At 39.4% G+C, this 2,315-nt stretch carries 3 protein-coding genes and 2 pseudogenes; 3 read left to right on the top strand and 2 right to left on the bottom strand.

What is annotated here, in order from left to right; genetic code table 11:
* Positions 1–148, top strand: a pseudogene (locus EDI28_RS25610) (IS4 family transposase); the annotation flags it as partial.
* Between the two features lie 114 nt (positions 149–262).
* Here the strand turns inward: EDI28_RS25610 and dhiA are convergent.
* The gene (gene dhiA / locus EDI28_RS25605) at positions 263–787 is read right to left on the bottom strand and encodes a type II toxin-antitoxin system antitoxin DhiA (protein WP_128786668.1); all 525 of its coding nucleotides are present in this window, start codon (positions 785–787) and stop codon (positions 263–265) included.
* A pseudogene (dhiT, locus tag EDI28_RS25600) lies at positions 781–1,052 on the bottom strand (type II toxin-antitoxin system toxin DhiT). The gene dhiA and the pseudogene dhiT overlap by 7 nt, the downstream one beginning before the upstream one ends.
* 304 nt (positions 1,053–1,356) lie before the next feature.
* Here dhiT and EDI28_RS25595 point away from each other — a divergent pair.
* Together EDI28_RS25595 and EDI28_RS27070 are read left to right on the top strand one after the other, a co-directional pair.
* Positions 1,357–1,905 carry a hypothetical protein gene (locus EDI28_RS25595; protein ID WP_128786666.1) on the top strand — a complete coding sequence of 183 codons (549 nt, stop codon included), beginning with the start codon at positions 1,357–1,359 and terminating at the stop codon, positions 1,903–1,905.
* 2 nt (positions 1,906–1,907) lie between these two features.
* Positions 1,908–2,081: a hypothetical protein gene (locus EDI28_RS27070; protein ID WP_164918632.1), complete on the top strand. Its 174-nt coding sequence runs from the start codon at positions 1,908–1,910 to the stop codon at positions 2,079–2,081.
* Positions 2,082–2,315: the final 234 nt, after the last annotated feature.

Here is a 2,315-nt window from a genome sequence, read left to right as displayed (position 1 = left end):
TAATACGATAAAAAAACGACGTGTATTATCGTTCGTCAGGCTCGGAAAAGAAGTCTTTCGACGGCTGGAATATCACATTACAGATTCAACATTACGTTGGGCACAACAAGAGTTAATTATGATGGCGAGGAGCAATTATCATGCGTAAGTTTTGTGGGGATCCTCCAGCGCCGGGCATAAGGTGCGCCACGAAGAACCTTCCAAGCGCACCGAACTCAATACCAAAACCGCCGAGTGTAATGCGTCACCCTTGATGCCTTTGTTATATACGATCAGCGTTTGCAGATTTAGCCTGATCTTGAGCTATCTCAATCACAGCATGCCCAAGCTGTACCAAAGTACCAAAATTCGGAGATGTCTCTGGTTTTAATGATTTATACGCACTTGTACGACTCTTTATTCCGGCTCGTTCAACTACCTGACTATGGCCGAAAAACTCAACATATGAACGAATAGCAGCTTGAAGGATATCAACCCGTCCTTCTTTCATTGAATCCCAAGCAGCCTGTTTGATGATTTGTTCCATTTCTTGAACATTTATGAGATTCAGAGGGGAATCAACATAACTACCTACAGCTAACTCACGAAGTACACTCGCTGGTAAATCTACCCCCTCCCAATCCAATGAACCGTCACTACGTAAGGCAAATCGTTTGAAGTCACTTACTGATTTGAAAGCAGGTTTCTGAAAAATTTCTTCGAGGTCAACTTCACCACAAAAGCCATCACTAAACGTTAGCTCAAGCTTGAAGCCTTCCAACCAATCAACATCAATTACTTTTAGCATACGTCACCTATAGCTTACCTGGATTTTCACCGTTGACAGCTTTTGCCCACATTTGCATTAGTTTTTCACGGTTCTCAGCAATGTGCGCTTCTGCTCGTTTTCGCTGCTTATTCGGAAGGTAACCTTCTAAACTTTCAGCATTTTCTATCGCTACGATAAGTTCATAGCCGCCATACTTCACATGGACATGAGGGAGTTTATGCTGCTTGTTATCAAAGAAATACATGCAGAATGAAAGACCCAGCAATACATCAATTTCGGGCATATGAACCTCTATAGCTTCACCATTAGCAAACTATAGCACCGTATCTTAAAGGATACAAAGAAAGAGTATATAACGCTGGGCATAAGGTGCGCCACGACCAACTCACCAAACCCACTGAACTCCAGACCAAAGCCGCCGAGTGTAACGCGTCACCCTTGATGCCTTTGTTAGCAGTACAATGTAACTGTAATATAAGTCAATGTTATATCACTCGAAATTGTTACAAATTAGACATCAAGTCTGTTGACCTTAAAACGGTTAGACATAAGCATTAAAGCAAAGACTAATATGGCTAGGAATCAACATGACTAACGTAACCACTAAAGATTTATCTTATAGGCTACCAACAACAACACAAGAACAACTAACAAAACTAGCTCAGATAACATCCATTCCAAAAAACTTATTGGTTGGAGCTGGCGAAAAAGAAGTTGAAGCTATTTGCTACATGATTCTATACCGTCATCTTAGTCAACATCAGCGCGGAGAAGGCATGAAAGCTATTCGTTCTGTAAATAAACGAGCCTTAGTGGGAGAGTTAATTAATCGAACCCTCGACACAACTTTTGTTAACCCACAGTGGGGTATATGGTCATTAACAAATGATGAACTAAAATCTGATATAAAGCTTCATAACCAGTTAAATACTATGGCAAGTATGATAGGAGTTGGAGCTTCAGCTGCCAGCACTAAAGATATACTGAAGAAAATAACTGAACAAAAGAAAATCAGCAGTAAAAACTGGATTACTTTTGTAATTTGGGGATGTATATACTTCAATGCTAAAGAACTTGAAAAAGCAAGTAATGAGAAAGATCATCGCTCAACACTAAACTCATCAAGGTTTTTCTAATTATGAAAAATCAAATAATTGGAATTATCGCCTTTATCGCACTTTTGTCTGTTATGATTTGGCGTTGGGAAACGGCCGACGATGAATTAAAAAACCTGATATTTTATCTATTACTAATTATAACTATCGGGCAGAATATTTGGCATGCATTTAAAGACAGAAAAGATAAAAATTAAGTAATAAATCTATTTAACTGCTCATGAAACACTATAGACCATGAGCAGTATCTGATACACCTGCCGTAGTACTGCTAACGCCTGGGACTCAGGAATCCCCACAAAATCCCTTTACTGTTCAATAAGTAGACACGCACCTTGCCTTCTGATCTAATGAATTCACCACAAAAACAAAAGAAGAAAACAAGATGCGTGATATTCAAATACTACACGACTCCCTTAGAGAACAATGCC

This window comes from Photobacterium chitinilyticum (assembly GCF_004104355.1).
GTDB classification, from domain to species: Bacteria; Pseudomonadota; Gammaproteobacteria; order Enterobacterales; family Vibrionaceae; genus Photobacterium; species Photobacterium chitinilyticum.
Note: the sequence above shows the minus strand (reverse complement) of the source record. Positions and strands in the feature narration are given on the sequence as shown.